The following is a 16908-nucleotide window of genomic DNA, read 5'->3' as shown; positions in this document are numbered from 1 at the left end:
AATTTTTAGCTATAGCAAATTGTTTTATATGGCTATTTTGTGGGGATACCTCAGGGTTTGTCATATATCCCCATTTTCAACATAATCATCTTCAATTTTTCCCAGTGTTCATCCGTAAACATTTGTCGCGGCATAGTTTGCTTGTTTTTGGCTCAAAATAAACAAGCTATGAGGCGGAATTATTGAAATTCAAGGGTAAGTTACAAAACGGCAACAGCCCCTAATTTATTTACTTCCGATACAACAGCGCATGGGAATCGATCAGCATTTATTTCCACGCGCTCAGCTCTTTATCCGGTAATGGCTCAAAAAAAAGCGTCGCCTAATTTCCCACTCAACAATCCAGGCTTGCGTTCTCCAGCTCGTTCCTTGTCGAGTCCCAATCTGAAGTAATGAATCTAATCATAAATTTCGGCGAGTTTATATTCAGGAATGCCTTGCAGCTCCTGCATGATTTGTTGTTCTATCATAAAATCTACCTGACATTTCATCGTCGCTGACTCATTCTAGTTTAACTGTACCAGCAGAAATCAAAATGTTTCTCCAATGCTTTTGATAGAGTCAAGCCTCCCCCCTGACCCAACTTATGTTAAGTGTTATTAACATAAGCAACAGAACACAGAATCTTTGAATCATTACAATTCAAAGACAACACTTATGCATTGATGCAAAACGACGTAAAATAATCATGCTCAAAGAAGCAGGAAAGCACGATATATTATCGACTCAAACTTTTTATGATGGTCGATATCGGCATAAACAAATTATCGAGTTGTTCCGGTAAAGCCAAAAAACCAAATTGCTGGTAATAGGCCTGTGCTTGTTTATGTTTTGCGTCGACAAAAAGCCCTGCTATCCCCATAACCTGCGAGGCATCGAGTGTTTTCTGTAACGCATCGATCAGCAGTAACTGGCCATATCCTTTTCTTTGCTGATCTTTGGCAACGGCTAATCTTGCAAGCTTGGCGGCCGGTATCTTATCCGGGTATTTTTTTGCCCATTGATGCGGTATCTGGTCGGCCAGTACCTCACAAACCACGAGGGTCATAAAAGCGATAATTTCTTCGGGCTGTTGTCGATCAACCAAAACAAACGTTTTCGACAACCCCTTATCGTTATGTTGCCGAGCAATCTTTTGTAAAAAGTGGTTGAGCAATTCGTCGCCGCAATCAAACGCATTGCGATGATGTGTCTTACTCTGTGTCTCGATCGTTAAAATCGAACTCACTTAATGCGGGCCTTATAATTTTTGACCGCATTGATTAGTTTGTTATTCGGTTCAGGCGGATTGTCTAACACATCAAAGAAAAATTCAGCATCTTGTTGACTAAGATGAATCAATTTATCTTTTTCAATGACCCGTTCCGCTTTCTCAAGCGCCGCCTGTACCAAGAACTGATTGAGGGTCGCACCAGTTAAGTCGGCAGCAGCAATCAGCGTTTCTTTGATTTGTTCGCTGACTCTGGCAGTAATGCGTTCATTGTTTGCGATGGCCATGAGAATATTTCTCTATTGGTGACAAAATGTCACCATATATAAGTTGTAGCAGTTTGTCAATCATCATTCGAATCGTCATATAGTTCTTAGCGTTCAATAAGATTTATAGGGAAAGCCTCCCTTTCCCAATTCGGCCAACACCGATGATTGTTAAAAGTGTCTGTCGAAGGAAATTACTTCTAATGAAGAACATCCCAAATCATCCCTGATTCAATTACGCTAGCGAATTGGTCAGCTGAGAAGCCGTTTGGATACAGATTATCCGCTGGACTTTGTTCAGAAATTTCAAACATGACTTCCTCACAAATTTGCTTGAAATCGCCAGCATCAATATCACCTCCTTTGCGCCTTTGTGTTTCATCGGAAATCGCTTGATTCATATCACGTAACAAATGACGCTCATTACGAAGTGCAATGATTATTTTTTGGAGAGAAACCTTCAGAAAGCCTTCGAAATATTCATGGTCATGTTCAATCGAGGTTTCAATAATCCAGCAATGTGTCTGAATCTTATTGCTGTCCCGGTCACCGATTAATGCCGACAACGTTGGATCGTTTGAACCCTGATGCGTTACTTTTTGTTTCTGTCGTTCTCGAAATCGTTGTTGACGGCTGGCATTATGGAAGCGTTCTGAGCGGGTGGACTGATATTTTTTCCCGGCGCGCCTGCGGGAGTCTAAACGGGCGGACGCGGCGCATCCGCGGGTGCAATAGCGCTGACCACGATCACAACTCGAGCAGATGATGACCTGTGTATGACAACGGTGACAATGATAAAGGCGGGCGGATCGGCACATCGACAAAAAGGCCGATGAGGGCTGGATTTATTCCCCAGATATGTCACACTGAGGATCGTGCTTCGGCACGGTTTTGGGGGTATGGCGTCAGTGTTGACCGTCAAATCTTGGTGGCGTCATACCTTCTCTCAACGACACCGCTCTTTATACCGCTGACCGTGATGCTTTGCTTGATTATTGATGAATTGCGTTCGGAAAAAACCCTCCATCACGATTTTTTCAGCAGGCTATTTGAGGCTGGGGATAACGTGGGGGGATTTTAATATTCGGCAAATAACTGCGGATTTGGGCTGGTTTTTACAACAGGCTAAGATTCGCTTGAAGCTCTTACCGAACAGGCCTATGCGGAGTGGATTAAACGCTATAGTTTGAATTTTGGCAAGCGTCATCCGCGTGACTTGGGTGTTAGCGAGGTGGAGCAGTTTTTGACGCATTTGGCGGTCAACGGCAAAGTGGCGGCTTCTACTCAAAATCAGGCGAAAGTCGTTCTGTTGTTTTTGCACCGTGAGGTGCTTGCCATGGAGTTGCCCTGGCTGGATAACGTAGAGCAAGTCAAGGCGCCGAAGCGTTTGCCTGTGGTACTGAATCGCGATGAGATTCAAGCGATCTTGTCGCGGTTGGGCGGCACGAATCATCTAATCCGCAAGCCTGCTCTACGGTCCCGGCATGCGGATTAGAATAAACAGGGGCAGGGGGGATCGAAATTAGGTCATATCGTGTACTTTCCGCCTCCATTCCCGTATTCCTCTACGTGCTTTAACAGTAGTTTGGTGCGCATCGCGCGTCTAATGGTGTTACTCAAGCTTCAGACTGGGTAATCTGTAGAGGAAGCTCTAGCTTTCCGGCGATAAAGGAAAAATTGAATGAGCGAATCGAGGTTGATTGATGTTGTGCCGGTCTCTGGAAGCTGGATGGAGTTTGGTAAAGATCGAGATGAGGGTTGGACGTTTTTAGCTTGATGCATATGGGTCTTATAACCTACAGCACGGAATTTGTAACACCGTCCTAAACGTTTCGATTGTGGCTAAAGCAAATCAAAACGTTCGGAGCGGGTTGAATAACCCGCCCCGCGCGAAGTAATTAGATTAACTCTAAAATAAGTACAAAAACCAAAGCCAAACCTAAACCGCAATGGATTACGCCTTTTACACTTGCCAACGGCCCCATGTATCCGGCAGGCGGCAATTTCTGCGCAAAACCGAATCGGGAAAGCGCCTTGCGTGACGCATTGTATTGGAGACCGAGAATCGCCGCGAAAATCAAAAGGATACCGAGCGTTCCGGAATCATAATGAGGATAATGAGCGGAGGCGCCCATGAAAAATAACATCGGGACTGAAAACAATACATTCGTTCTAGAAGCCAGCCCTGCTTGCGCTGCTGCATCAGCTGCTTCAGGTATGGCCGCTTCGCCTTTCGCGGTTTTTTCAGTGGATGCGATCACTATTTTTTGATTCGGCCAAATGATTAACCAAACGTTTAAGAACATCAATGTACCGAGCATAGCACCGATATAGATATCGACCGACCACCCGCTGCCGCGGATTCCCATAATGCCGAGTCCTGTTAGAAAAGTCAGCATGGCTCCCCAGCGAAACCACCATAATGCGCGCGGCACCAACTTTTGAACGGCATCCGACTTAGCCGAAGCTTCCGCCTCTTTAAAATATTCCCCTTGCACGAAATTGAAATAGTAAAGCAACCCAATCCAGGTTATTCCGGCCAAAAAATGTCCCCATCGAAACAGCATTTCCAGACCGGGTTGTGTTGTAAAAATGTCCATTCAAATCTCCCCTCATTAATTGATTATTGTTATTTTATGCAATGATTTTTTGTCTAGCCCAAGGGTTAATTCTTTATTGACAACAATGACGAAGCCGTATCCCTGGGTCAGCGTTTGGATAGTCGCTAAGTTTTTCCTGGCTGTCAAGTCAGAAAAAGCATTAATAATTAATAATTTACTACCTTTGTTATAAGAATCGGCTCAGAAGTAAGTTAAGGCATTATGTATTAATAAAGAAAACTTCGTAGGGAGGCCGCAGACAACATAACCTCGAAATAATTGGAGCGATAATGAGGGGAAAAAGCTTTTCTGGACAACAGATTGCTGGGCTGGGGGGTAACCATAAGCATCAAGCTAAGCGTAGCTCCCCGTTGCTAAATCATTATCTACCGTTTTCGACGAGTCTAAGGAGTGTAGCCCGGATGGAGCGCAGCGCAATCCGGGAAGTTCGGAGCCACGCCATTCCCGTATTCCGCTATGCTGCATACGGGCTACGTGCTTTAAAAAACAGTTTGGTGCGCATCGCGTAACTAATGCGGTTACCCAAGCTCCTACTCTCGCCGTTATACATGAGTCGTAGATACCGTCTTGCCACCTTGGCGAATAAGACCTCGTGTTGCTTAACGAACCCGGCTTTCCCTCACCTAGCGTTAGGTGAGGGACGACGAAGGCGTCGCTCCCACAAGGGGGGCGGATGCTCTGTGGGAGCGATCCCTAGATCGCGATTTCGAAGCCACTGATGTTCAATATCCGCAGATTTATCAAACAACACCGTTCCCAGGTATACGATGACCTCTGTTTAGCAAGGTTATCGATATTTGTGTATAACGATGAGAGCTCCTACTTGGGTAACCAGTTCAGGAATCTCTAGCTTCTCGACGATCAAGGCGGATTGAACAAGCGATTCGGCCGGCTCCTTTCGCCTTTTCACGCAAGATAAAAAAACATTATCAAACGGGGGCGCCTCGAAACTATTTCAAACTCAAAAAAATTCAGCTTTCCCCCATTTTCAATTTCCCTTTGCGGATGATTTTTTTGGCTTCAGCTCCTTTGACGACTTCTCCATTTTCCTCCAGCCAAACGATGGCGCCCGTGGGACATCGTTGGATGGGGGCTTGGGTTTGGTGCTTTTTGGAATAATCGACAACGGGTAAATTGTTGGTCATCGTGATTAGGCTGGGGGCATCCATCGCGCATTTGCCGCAGGCCGTGCAGCCGACTTCGCATTCTTCTAAAACCCCATCGCCTGCTTCCAGGCTTTTACAGGCTACCCATAGTCTATGACTGACGGGGTGTATCGAAAAAAGATCCTTCGGACAAACTTCGACGCAGTCTCCGCAGGCGGTACATTTTGCTTCATCGACGACCGGCAAACCGAAGGTATTCATTGTGATGGCATCGAAATCGCAGACTTTTTCACAATCTCCGTGGCTTAAACAGCCCCAAGAACACCCTTTGCCTCCCCCTGAAACCAAGGCCTCCGCTCTGCAACTTGATATTCCTTCATATCTAGCGCGATTGATCGCGACATTGTTACCTCCGGCACAAGCTAAGCGCGCAACCTTTTTCTCTTCCGAGCCGGCATCCACGCCCAAAAATTGTGCTATCTCTTTTTGTCCTTCTTCGCTGCTTACGCTGCATTTGGCCGGCGGCATTTCGCCTTTGACCAAGGCTTCCGCAAATGGCCTGCAGCCGGGGTATCCGCAAGCACCGCAGTTGGCATGAGGCAGCATGCCCTCCACCACATCGATTCTTGGGTCTTCGTAGACATACAGCTTTTTGTTGGCAATGATCAGCATCAGCGCCAATACCAGCGTCAATCCACCCAGTGCTAGCAAAGCAATCAGAATGGTCATCTCTATCTATCCGGTTCGGAGATCAATAAATCACCTCGGCCCATTTTTTGCCGGCAATCAGTTCGGCTTTCCGGTTTTCCCATTTTTCTTTGGAACCCATGATATTGATAAAGGCTTTGTCGAGATTTTCTTTTACCTTTTCATAGCCGGCGATAAAGATATAAGTGTTGGCCGAACCGAGCATTTCGAGAATTTCTTCGGCCCTTTGCTCTATCGCGTGATCCAGTAATATCGGGTCTTCCCAATGCGGCCTTGGACTGAGCGCATGAAAGGCTTCGAATGTCGCTTTGTCGTAATACTGGGTTAGGTCTCCATCCTTGTCGTTGAGATAGAGGAGTTCGAGTCCGCTTTTCGCGCCATAAAATAAGCGGATTTTTCCGTGCCACTCTTTTTCCTGGCTGTAAATGTGCTTGATAAATGCCTTGAATGGAGCGATTCCGGTACCCATTCCAATCATGATAATGTTGGCATGTTTGTCATCGGGCACTTTAAAGGGCAATTCGAAAGGACCGGTAATCGTGATTTCATCGCCCTCACGACGGTCGCACAGGAAGTTGGAGCTCACTCCCTGATATTGCTCGCCGCTGAACTCGTCCACATAAGAACATCTTTTGACCAGCATCGTTATCAGCAATTTGCCGTTGCTTTTTTCCGGAATGTCGGCCACGCTGTAAAGCCGATGATGATAGGAATTGCCGAAGTCGCTCTTGTGTTCGAGCAGAACGCCGAAGCTTTGATCTACCTGACAATCAAATTCGGGATTGTCGACCTCCAGTAATATTTCTCGAATTTCTTCCACATTAGCGGGGGTCAGCCTTTCGGTTTTTTTGACCTTGGCTTTGTATTGCTTACTTGTATCGAGTTCTGATAAATAGGACATGGCTTTATTGCCTCATTTTGAAGATTCGTGATCAATTCGTTTGCTTTTTGAGCAAACCCGGGTGCATCCGCAATTGCCGCAGCTTAGCCTTTCGGCTAAAACGTCCGAGTCTGAAATGTTCTCGGAAAATGTTTCCCGCCATCGGGACTGCACCCAAACCCAAACCAGCAGCATCGATACTACGGCACTGATTCCAATTATAAATGTCATTAATGGCCCCCGTGTTTTATGAGCCTAAGCCCGAAAATCCCATAAACGTCAATGACAAGATCCCTGCGACCAATAAGGTCAACGCGGTTCCTTTGACTACATCGGGGACTTCCGCAAATTCCAATTGTTCTCTGATTCCTGCCATCAATATCAACGCCAAGGTAAATCCAATCCCGGCGCCCAAGGCATAAACGAGACTCTGGCTGAGGCTGTAGGCTTTGTTTGTTTGAAAGAGCGCCAAACCTAAAATGGCGCAATTGGTCGTAATCAGCGGAAGAAAAATCCCCAAGGCTCTAAATAAAGTAGGACTCATCTTCTTGATGAACATTTCCACCAATTGCACGGTGGAGGCGATCACGACGATATAGCTAATCAATTGTAGAAAGGGCGCATCGATAGCCACCAATAATGCATGGATACCATAGGCGCAAATTGAACTGATGAGCATGACGAAGGTAACCGCGCCTCCCATTTTAGTGGCGGTTTCCATTTTTCCCGAAACGCCGAGAAAGGGGCAAATGCCGAGGAAGTAGGCCAAAACGAAGTTGTTGACCAGGCTGGCATTGATAAATATGCTCCAATAGGATTCGGTATTCATCCTTTCGCTTTTTTAACTTTGAAATAATTAAACACAATCAGCCATAACGCCAACGTAAAAAAGCCGCCTGCCGGCAGGATCATAATGATCCACTCTTGAAACGATTCCGGAAATATCGCGACATCGAACAAGCTTCCATTACCAAGTAATTCTCTGACCGCACCCAGACAAAAAAGCGCTAATACGAAGCCGACTCCCATACCCAAGGCGTCCATGATCGATTTGCCTATGGTATTTTTCGAAGCAAAGGCCTCTGCGCGGCTCAGAATGAGGCAATTGACCACAATCAGAGAAATAAAAGCCCCGAGGTTTTTATGCAAATCGACGCTGATGGCCTGAATGGCATAATCGACGATCGTGACAAACGTGGCGATAATGAGAATAAAAGAGGCAATCCTGACTTGCTTGGGAATAAAGTTTCTTAAAGAAGCGACCAGTATATTGGACATCAACAGTACGAAAGCCGTCGCCAAACCCATCGCCAGCGCATTTTGGGCGGTATTGGACACCGCCAAAACCGGACACATGCCGAGCACCTGCACGAATACAGGGTTTTCACGCCAAAGCCCCTTGATGAACTCGTCGGTGGAGCTTGGCTCGGCCTTTTTGTCGGTATTATTGGTTATCCGAGTACTCATTTTGAATCCGGATTGACGTTAAACGTTTCGATTTGATTGTATATCAATGGTGCCATGACTGACGAACTTTCACCGATGATATTGCCGATGGCTCTCGAAGAAATGGTTGCGCCGGTGATACCTTCCACTTCCCATGGATTGGATTTACCCCCTTGCTTGACCGGTATCACCTTATTTTGAATCCGAGTCGATTCAGGATCGAGTTTGGCCGAAAGCGCTTTGAAGTTAGCCAGAAAGTTTTCATCCTTTTCGATCTTATCTCCCAATCCCGGCGTTTCCTTGCTCTCAAGCACATAAAAACCGACGATGGTTTGCGAATGGGGATCGTAGCCGTACAAAATCCGAATGACGTCGGCATAGCCTTGGCCGCGGGCCTCGATGGCTACGCCGATGAATTCACCAGCGTCGTCGTAACCTGCATAGACTACCTGACTTTTTCCATCCGGAGCTTCGACAGGCTTGAAATTCCCGTCCGCTCCCAATAAAAACATCCGTGTATTGCTGATGCCCGGCAGGACTTTGAAAACCGCTTTTTCCAGCGCTTCGGTTCGTAAACGATCGATTCTTTCCTTGGTGCCTTCATAGACCAGGACGATCAGCAAGGCGCAAAAAATGCCTATACTCACCATCGCGATCAGCATCTTTTTGCTTTCTTCGGAAGGATTGGTTTGACTCGATACAGGGTGATTGGCATTCATGCTTTTACCTTTCAGGTCCCGTAAACTTTAGGACGGATGAGTCGGTCGATGTGAGGCGATAGCGAATTTCCCAATAAAATGGCATACATCACGCCCTCGGGCAGACCGCCCCAAATCCGAATAACGACTACCAGCAGCCCAATAAAGATGCCATAAATCACGACGCCCAATGGCGTTATCGGGGAACCCACCATATCAGTGGCCATGAATACCGCCCCCAGCATCAAGCCGCCGGAGAAAAGCATAAATTCCGGAGAAGGATAGATTTCCGGATTAATCCAATACAAAATGCCGCTCAAAACATAAACAGCACCTAAAATGGCGACAGGAATGCGCCAGTTCATCATCTTGCGGGCAATTAAATAGAGCCCGCCCAATGCGATCAACACGGAAGATGTTTCTCCGATCGATCCGCTGATAAGTCCCATGGCCAAATCGGCACTTTCCGTGGTAACTTGATCGAACTTAAAAGCAGAAAGCGGCGTGGCGCCCGATATGCCGTCGACGACAGGTTTTGCAAACGGAAAAGTTAGCACCGATTCGGACACGCGGGTGAATCTGTCCGCCAAAAAAGCCGGATGCCAAGTCGTGATCGCGACTGGAAAGGCAGCTTGTAGAATAGCTCTTCCGACCAAAGCCGGGTTAAAAGCATTGTAGCCTAGACCGCCAAAAACGAATTTGCCCAAGGCAATCGCCAATACGCCGCCGATGAAGGTCATCCATAATGGAAAAATCGGCGGTAACGTCAATCCCAACAGCAAACCGGTAATCACCGCCGAGCCGTCGGCAATCGTGCTCGGCCGGTTGGAGAATTTGTTCAATAGATGCTCGGTCAATACGCAAGCAATCAGGGAGGTGAGAATCACCAAAAGCGCATTGATGCCGAAGGCATAAATAGCAAAGACCGTAACCGGCAGAAGCGCATAGATTACGTTGCGCATGATCACATCGACGCCGACCCCTTTGTTGATATGGGGCGAACTGCTGATACGTAGGGTTTTGCTAAACATGGGCAACCGCCGATTTTCTTTTTCTGACGATTCCTTTGGCGACTCTGAAATATTGCACCAAAGGAATATTGGATGGGCACACATAGGAGCAAGAACCGCATTCGAAACAATCCATCAGATGGTACTCCTCGGCCATCGTGTCGTAAGCTTCGGATTTTGCCAAGATGCCCAATCGCGAAGGATTCAGGGAAATCGGACAGGCATCGACACAGGCCCCGCATTTGATACACGGATAGATTTTGTCGCTTCTTTTGACATTTTCATCGCCGAACACCACGATGCCGGATGTGCCTTTGACAATCGAGATATCCAAGTCGGAGGCCGAAATGCCCATCATCGGCCCGCCCATATAAATTTCGCTGAGGTTTTCTGCGGCTCCGACGTGTTCCAATACAAAGCGTAGCGGCGTCCCGACCGGAATCAGATAATTGCCTTTTTTCTTGATTCCGGGTCCGGTAATCGTGACCACTCTTTCCTGAATGCCACGGCCATGAGGCAACAATCTTCCGATTTCGGCCGTCGTGGCGACATTGACCGCTACGGCATGAACATCGATCGGAAAACCGCCTGAAGGAACCTCTTTACCGAGCAATGCCGTAATCAGCATTTTCTCGGCGCCCTGAGGGTATTTGACGGGAACGACTTTGACTTTTACCGGCAAATCGTCAGGAATCCGATCGGCTAAATGATCGGCGGCATCTTTTTTGTTGGCTTCGATACCGATAATGACCTGTTTGGCGTCGGTGACTCTGAGAAGATATCGAATGCCGGTGAAAATATCATCCGCCTGTTCGAGCATGACTCGATGATCGGTAGTCAGATAAGGCTCGCATTCAATCCCGTTGATGATCAAGTGCTCGCAGAATTTTCCTTCCGGAATTTTCAACTTGACGTGGGTCGGGAATGCGGCCCCGCCTAAGCCCACAATACCGGCATCTTGGATGCCTTGTAAAATGGCTTCCGGGCTTGCCGACAGGGGAACAGGCAAGCCTTCCACGACTTCTTGTCCGGAAAAAGGGAATGTTTCAAGATAAATGCCGCTTGCCTTTTGACCGCCGATGACCGGCACATTGGCGATTTTCCTGACAACCCCGGAAACCGGAGCATGCATCGGAACCGACAGATAGCCGTCGGCCTTGGCCAGCAGCTGTCCCCGTGCGACCTCCTGGCCTTCGCGTACGATGACTTGAGCCGGCTTGCCTATATGCTGCTGCATCGGAAGGACAATCAACGGAGGAAACGGAAACTGCCGGACGGGCAGTTTGTTCGTGTCCTCCTTGTGTTCCGGGGGATGTACCCCATGCTTGAAAGTATTTGAAAAAAATTTCAACACGGCATCAATTGAATTTTTCGCCTCTTTTGATCCATTTCTCGATATCGGCGGCGCTTCTATCGGCAGGCAGTCCCGGATGGATCACGCCGGCGGTACATTTTTCAGCCGCCTTGACCAAATCGCTGTAAGGCCCGGCATTGGCATCTTTGATAAAGGCCTTTTTATCGTTGTTGTAAGCGAAGATATTGGGGTTCAGGTTGATGCACTCGTCACAGGCTGTGCAATTCTCCGTTTCAAGCCAAGGCTCCATGCTATCCGCTTTGACTTCGGCTGCGCCTGTCGAGGTTTCTGTTTCGGTTTTATCCAATGCCAAGTCCATGATGCCTGATCCCTCATCACCGGCTAGCTTCATCAAACCCTTGGCAATCTTTCCGACGACTTCAGTCCGGATTTTGCTTTCTAAATCTTCCACCGGCGTTGTTTTGTCGTCTTTAATGCCGGCAATGGCTTTCAACATGATCCAGAAATCCCTTCTTTCCTCGCAGGACAGTACGATCGTTTTCGAGACCAAAACCCGACTGAGTAGTTGTTTGCTATCCACGGCCCAAATGAACGGAAATTTCCCTTCTCTTTCGGATTCGTCTAGTTTTAGGAAGTCGGCCAAAACCACCATATTTTCATTCCAAGTATCCCGAGGTGCCTTGCGGAAGTGTTTTCTAAACCGTGCTTCGGTCAAGGCGAAATCGGCAAAAGTCATCGCAACTTCCATCGATTTTTGTCTACCGCCTTCGAGGTATTTCAGTTCATAGGTCGGCCATAGCTTGTCCATCGCGGGGTTGCCCTCCAAGTCGAATGCCTCTTGAGGCGTCACGCCTTTGTCGGGGTTGTAGCGGAAGATTGGATAGGCTCTGGACTCGACAACCAATTTGGCTTGATGCGCCCCCATGTCGTCACCCACGCCGTGCTCGGGTTGGCAAGTGGTGTACAGATTGAACAGCGCCGGTCTTTTCGTCATCAAGCCGTCGATGAAGCCTTCGATCATGTGGCTGGTGTTGGCCAGTGTGGCTTGCATGACATAGGTATTTCTGTGCGCCATGCCGATCAAGCCTATTTCTTTTCTGGATTCGGATTTGCCTTTCCCGACTTTGCCGAATTGCGCCATGTCGGAGACTTGACCGACAAAACCCGAAGTACAAGCTTGGCCGCCGGTATTGGAATAGACTTGGGTATCGACAACCACTACTTTAATGGGTTTGCCCGAGGCCATCATGCGCGAAAGATTTTGGAAACCGATATCGTACATCGCGCCATCGCCGCCCAAAGCCACGACAGGCGGGCACAACTTCCACTCTTGGTCGGAAAACTGTTCCCAATTGAAATAGCTGAAGAATTCGTTATGATCGCGGGGATTGTATTTTCCGCTCAATTCCAATTCGGCTTTACGTATCAATTTGAATCCGTCAGCCATTTTGGCCATATGACCTTCAAAAATCCCCATAGCCAAGGAAGTACTGTCTTGGAACAGATGATTCGCCCAAGGGAACGGATAGGGATTGTACGGATAAGTACTGCCCCATACCGAGGTACAGCCCGTCGCATTGGTCATGCCCATCGTCGAGCGGCCTTTTCCGGTGACTCCGTTGGTATATTTCCAATGCAAGTGTTTCAAACCGGCAATGGTTTGCGTCGTTTCGGTCAACCATTCCTGGTCGATCGGGGAAGAACCTTTTTCATGCTCCAGTCTACGGGCAATCCCGGACATGGTCAGGTCCCCGCCCTGCATTTCGGCGACAATCTTGGACATCATGTCGGTGTCCGTGACGTTCATCGTGTTCATCAATTTGAGTTGAACATGTTTCTCCAGCTTTTCAATCAGTTCCTGAAGATAAGTCACATGTTTTTCGACCCGTGGAATCATCAGGGACTCCACCGTAGCCATGAATAGATGAACGACCGACTTCTCGGAGCAACCCAAACAGGCCCCGTCGCCACTGGCAAAACTTTGATAGGCTCCTTTATCCAACAAGATGGTTTCCAGAGGACCTATTTTCTCTTCCAAGTCGTCAACGCGATGAAATTTTTTCGGAGTATTCGGAAGGTCGCTCCAAAAGCCCCATTCCTCTCTCAATTTTGCAATCGATTCATCGGTTTGTTTGACTACCCTCAATGCGTCGTCATCGCAGACCTTGACGCATTCCATACAGCCTTTACAGGTCGTAGGATTGACAGTGATGCTGAATAAGCCCCCGCTATTGGCTGCTTTCTTTTCGTGCAGGTCATAGTAGGGCCGAGTCAGCGAAAACTGGAAATCGCCGAGTTCGTCCCTGAACCATTGCAGTTCGGTAGCGAGCAATGAGTCCTTCGATTCTTGTTCGATAACGGCATCGATGGCTTCATTGACCATGTTGTTCACGGTGACCCCCTCGTGCGGCTCATTGAAAAGCGCACGAATTTTGGGTTCCAGCTGTTTGACGGTTTTAGGAAGAAATTCGAGTTTGTCGTGTTTCCGTTTCACCCGTTTCAAAACCGTATCGAGCACATCCGATAATTCGCTCACCAAGCCGGGAATGGCCGTGTCTGGGCAAACCGTGTAACAGTTCCCGCAAGCCGTGCAATTATCGGCCAACCATTCCGGGTGCTCAAAGCGAATGCCTGTCATATCCCTGAACAGCGATGTCGTTGCCGGCATCACGCTCAAACCGATAAAGGGATCGGTTAGATTATCGTTGCCTTGGCCGGTCAGATAGAAATTACCGGTCTGTTCCCAAAAACGGTGAATATCGCTGAGTTTGGATTCACTCTGCGGGCTGGTTTTCAGCAGGCTTGGAATCGGCGCAATCAATTGCCCGCTGGTTTTCTCGGCTTGAGCGCCTAAGACTTTGTTTTTGATTTCGTGGACTTCATCGAATCCGCGCTTCACGACGCGCATGTTGTCATCGACGACCCGCTGACCTTTGCTGCCAAACTTATGTTGCAGTTGTTCTTCTATCGCTTTCAACAGCGCGACATCGCTGAGTCCGGATTTTTCCATCAAAGGGGAGGCCGCGAAAAAACCGCCCTGAAAGGCAATGCCCTGCATCCTGAGCTGCAATTCCGGATCGGTCGCTTCTTCTCTTGCGATTTTGAATCCATCGACATAAAAGACTCGAATCTCATTGTCGATGATCATCTTTTGGTAATGTACCGGTATGTCGGCCCAAACTTCATCGGCGGTTTTCCGCTCGCTTTGAATGATGAAAGTTCCGCCTTTTTTGAGGCCCGCCAAGGCATTGGTATGCTTGAAAACATTCGGGTCAGGCGATAGCACCACATCGACGAAATAATATTCGCAATTTATATTGATCGGTTCGGGCGCGGCGGCAAGATAGTAAGTGGTCGGTTGTCCTTTTTTCTCCGAACCGTATTTAGGATTGGCTTTGATGTCGTAGCCCAAAAGATCGAACAACGTCATTGCCAGGTTTTTTCCTGTCGTGATAGCGCCCCAACCGCCGACCGAGTGAAACCTCACCGTAATGGCGCCCTGCGGCATCAGGTTTGGGTTTTCAGAACCGCGAACAGCCAATTCCTTCACATTCGGATAAGCCTCTTGAATGGCTTCTTGATGGGCTCTTTGTTTGGGCGTGAAGGCATGTTCCCGGATAAAGTCGATCGACAAATAAAAGCGTTTTTTGTGTTTGCCATCAGGCAGCATGTTTTCTATCGCGCCAATAATGCCTTCCGGTTGAAGATCGCGGCTGCCCATGCCGAAAGAACCCGAAAATAGAGGCGGCATTTCGCTGAACGAATAGGAAGGCAAATCGGGATACGGAACATTTTTCTTGTACGTACCGTTTTCGATACATTTGGTAATTACCGCGCGGGTTTCACGCATGATAGGAGGATCTTCCGCCAACGGCTGATCCAGCCTTTCCAAAATGGCGACGCCTTTTCGGCCCTTTAAAACTTTTCCCAAAAGATCCGCCGGGAAGGGCCGGAACATCACCAAATCCACCACGCCGACTTTCAAGCCGCGAGTTTTTCTTAAGTAATCCGCCACCGCTTCGGCACTAGAGACTACGCTGCCCTGACCTAGAATTAGGTAATCGGCGTCTTCGACTTTATAGGTCATGACGCGTGCGTAACGACGCCCCGTCAATTGATAATATTCCTCGAAAGCTTGGTCGGTCAGCTCTTTTATATGGTCGAAAAAGAAAGGACGCTGAGCGGCGACACTTTGCATATAAGCATCCTGATTTTGCACGATACCGGCCATCATAGGATTGTCCACATCCCACACTTCAGGAATACGTCTTCTTTTCTCCCCATAAATGATTCTTTGAGCCGGAGTAGGCGTATCAATGATGTCGTCCGGTCTACCCAGATACTCCTTGATCAACTCCCGCTCCGGCAATAAAAGAGACTCGATCAAATGGGTGGTTAAAAAGCCGTCTTGTGCGATTACGCCCGGATTCAAGGCCAATTCGGCAATTCTGTGGGAGATGATATTCAGGTCGGCCACATGCTGGGCTTTTTTGGCAAAAAGCTGAAAAAAACCGGTATCGTCAATCGCATGGTAATCATCGTGTCCGGCATGCACATTGAGAGTGGCTTTGGTCATGGCTCTTGCGCCTATGTTCAAAACATAGGTCAGCCTTTTTCCGACAGCGGCATAAAGCGATTCATGCATGTAGGCAATGCCCTGACCAGAGGAAAAATTGGTGGACCTCAAGCCTGTCATGGACAATCCGGCCGTTACTGCAGCCGCGGCATGCTCTCCTTCCGGCTCAATAAAGATGAGAGGGCGGTCGGAAATGTTCAAATGTCCTTTGGCCGCCTCTTCAGCCCAGTATTCGCCCATTTGGGTGGAGGGTGTGATGGGATAGGCGCCTGCGGCATCCGAGGATTCGCGTTCGCACATGATGGCTACTGTATTGCCATCCATGGCAACCCTTGTTCCTGGATATTTGAATTGCTTGTTTCTATTTTCCATGACGATATCGCGTAGTGGGATTATGGATAGGTATTTCAGAGTGACTTTTCGACGTATCCTCAGCTAAAACAGTATTCCAATTGAATCTGATTGGCAATGTTTTTTTGGTCGATTAATTAGGCTTCATTCGGCACAACAATAGCACATTTGCTGGACTATTTTGGAATGCTGCTGCTGAAACTAACAAGCAAAAAACATGCCTGATTGATGGGTGGTGATCATATCGAATCGGTTTTTTATTCATTAGGGTTTCGCGACAAATAACCTCCCGGAGCTATGGGGCTTGGCCTAGGTTCGGTTGATCGGTTGACAGGCTTGGTAACTAAATTATTCAAAGTAGTTAACCTAGTGATCATGAAGGTCTGGGCGTCGCCCCGGCAAATGAAAGAGTGAGGCGTGGCGGAGCGCGCGGTCGCTCGCCCGGCAGGACGCCATGAGCCCAGCGCCTAAATTATCCAAGATACTTAATCATAGCCAATGAGCTATGGAAGTTAGGCGTTGGGTGAATACGTCCGTGAAGCACAACAATATCACATTTGCCGCACTATTTTGGAATGCTTTGAAATTAAAAGCAAAAATCGTACCTATTGGTGGCCTATGGTCGTATCGAATTGGTTTTTTTCATTAGGGTTTCGCGACAGATAACTTCCCGGGACTATGTAGCTTAGCCTAGGTTAGGGTGCTCGCTTGACAGGCCCAG

At 48.0% G+C, this 16908-nt stretch carries 13 protein-coding genes; 1 reads left to right on the top strand and 12 read right to left on the bottom strand.

Annotated elements, in window-relative coordinates; all coding sequences use genetic code 11:
- Positions 1–718 precede the first annotated feature (718 nt).
- The 3 genes from ACRJJO_RS09300 to ACRJJO_RS09290 all read right to left on the bottom strand — a co-directional run bounded on the left by ACRJJO_RS09300 (position 719) and on the right by ACRJJO_RS09290 (position 2042).
- The gene (locus tag ACRJJO_RS09300; protein WP_431065510.1) at positions 719–1228 is read right to left on the bottom strand and encodes a GNAT family N-acetyltransferase; all 510 of its coding nucleotides are present in this window, start codon (positions 1226–1228) and stop codon (positions 719–721) included.
- Positions 1225–1497 carry a DUF1778 domain-containing protein gene (locus ACRJJO_RS09295; protein WP_431065509.1) on the bottom strand — a complete coding sequence of 91 codons (273 nt, stop codon included), beginning with the start codon at positions 1495–1497 and terminating at the stop codon, positions 1225–1227. Before ACRJJO_RS09295 ends, ACRJJO_RS09300 begins: the two co-directional genes overlap by 4 nt.
- Positions 1498–1676: 179 nt before the next feature.
- On the bottom strand, positions 1677–2042 hold the full coding sequence (locus ACRJJO_RS09290; RefSeq protein WP_431065508.1) for a hypothetical protein: 366 nt from the start codon (positions 2040–2042) through the stop codon (positions 1677–1679).
- Positions 2043–2662: 620 nt separating this feature from the next.
- Between ACRJJO_RS09290 and ACRJJO_RS09285 the strand changes: the two genes are divergently transcribed.
- Positions 2663–2971: a phage integrase N-terminal SAM-like domain-containing protein gene (locus ACRJJO_RS09285; RefSeq protein WP_431065507.1), complete on the top strand. Its 309-nt coding sequence runs from the start codon at positions 2663–2665 to the stop codon at positions 2969–2971.
- Positions 2972–3374: 403 nt separating this feature from the next.
- On the opposite strand, the gene ACRJJO_RS09280 is transcribed toward ACRJJO_RS09285, so the two are convergent.
- The 9 genes from ACRJJO_RS09280 to ACRJJO_RS09240 all read right to left on the bottom strand — a co-directional run bounded on the left by ACRJJO_RS09280 (position 3375) and on the right by ACRJJO_RS09240 (position 16208).
- On the bottom strand, positions 3375–4076 hold the full coding sequence (locus ACRJJO_RS09280) for a urate hydroxylase PuuD (RefSeq protein WP_431065506.1): 702 nt from the start codon (positions 4074–4076) through the stop codon (positions 3375–3377).
- 992 nt (positions 4077–5068) lie between these two features.
- Positions 5069–5932, bottom strand: a complete 864-nt coding sequence (locus ACRJJO_RS09275; protein ID WP_431065505.1) for an RnfABCDGE type electron transport complex subunit B — start codon at positions 5930–5932, stop codon at positions 5069–5071.
- Between the two features lie 22 nt (positions 5933–5954).
- Positions 5955–6812, bottom strand: a complete 858-nt coding sequence (locus tag ACRJJO_RS09270; RefSeq protein WP_431065504.1) for a ferredoxin-NADP reductase — start codon at positions 6810–6812, stop codon at positions 5955–5957.
- Positions 6813–7038: 226 nt separating this feature from the next.
- On the bottom strand, positions 7039–7620 hold the full coding sequence (locus ACRJJO_RS09265) for an electron transport complex protein RnfA (RefSeq protein ID WP_431065503.1): 582 nt from the start codon (positions 7618–7620) through the stop codon (positions 7039–7041).
- Positions 7617–8258: an electron transport complex subunit RsxE gene (gene rsxE, locus ACRJJO_RS09260; protein ID WP_431065502.1), complete on the bottom strand. Its 642-nt coding sequence runs from the start codon at positions 8256–8258 to the stop codon at positions 7617–7619. Before rsxE ends, ACRJJO_RS09265 begins: the two co-directional genes overlap by 4 nt.
- On the bottom strand, positions 8255–8956 hold the full coding sequence (locus ACRJJO_RS09255) for an FMN-binding protein (protein ID WP_431065501.1): 702 nt from the start codon (positions 8954–8956) through the stop codon (positions 8255–8257). The genes rsxE and ACRJJO_RS09255 overlap by 4 nt, the downstream gene beginning before the upstream one ends.
- Positions 8957–8967: 11 nt before the next feature.
- Positions 8968–9966 (bottom strand): RnfABCDGE type electron transport complex subunit D, encoded by a 999-nt coding sequence (locus ACRJJO_RS09250; protein WP_431065500.1) that lies wholly within the window; start codon positions 9964–9966, stop codon positions 8968–8970.
- Positions 9959–11299 (bottom strand): electron transport complex subunit RsxC, encoded by a 1341-nt coding sequence (gene rsxC / locus ACRJJO_RS09245; protein ID WP_431065499.1) that lies wholly within the window; start codon positions 11297–11299, stop codon positions 9959–9961. The genes ACRJJO_RS09250 and rsxC overlap by 8 nt, the downstream gene beginning before the upstream one ends.
- A 4-nt stretch (positions 11300–11303) precedes the next feature.
- The gene (locus tag ACRJJO_RS09240; RefSeq protein ID WP_431065498.1) at positions 11304–16208 is read right to left on the bottom strand and encodes a 2-oxoacid:acceptor oxidoreductase family protein; all 4905 of its coding nucleotides are present in this window, start codon (positions 16206–16208) and stop codon (positions 11304–11306) included.
- Positions 16209–16908 lie beyond the last annotated feature (700 nt).

It is taken from the genome of Methylotuvimicrobium sp., assembly GCF_050611805.1.
Taxonomy (GTDB): domain Bacteria; phylum Pseudomonadota; class Gammaproteobacteria; order Methylococcales; family Methylomonadaceae; genus Methylotuvimicrobium.
The sequence above is the reverse complement of the archived record's forward strand: the minus strand, read 5'-3'. Positions and strand labels throughout refer to the sequence as shown.